The 260-nt window shown below is 55.0% G+C and carries 1 protein-coding gene; it reads right to left on the bottom strand.

Annotated elements, in window-relative coordinates; all coding sequences use genetic code 11:
• On the bottom strand, nucleotides 1-227 hold a 227-nt coding region (locus BQ17_RS03475), incomplete at its 3' end, for a transposase (RefSeq protein WP_089724342.1).
• Between the last annotated feature and the right edge of the window lie 33 nt (nucleotides 228-260).

The raw sequence follows: 260 nt of genomic DNA, 5'->3' as shown, positions 1-260 counted from the left end.
ACCACGATGTGATAATGGTTACTCATCACCGCATAAGCGGCCACATCAATGGCAAACAAGGCGGCAAGTTGCCGAATACGCTCGACAATCCAGCCGCGGCGGTGGTCGAAATTCATCCCTGAGAGCTGGTCCTCACCACACAAGAAGGCACGGCGCACACAGCGACATACACAGTGATACCAAGGGGTATCCTCAAGGGAAACAAGAACCGAGCGGGGAGCGGTCACGGTCGGACTCCTAGCTGAGAATATTGGGTTGAG

This window comes from Candidatus Thiosymbion oneisti (assembly GCF_900092655.1).
Taxonomy (GTDB): domain Bacteria; phylum Pseudomonadota; class Gammaproteobacteria; order Chromatiales; family Chromatiaceae; genus Thiosymbion; species Thiosymbion oneisti.
This window is presented reverse-complemented; position numbering and strand designations above follow the sequence as displayed.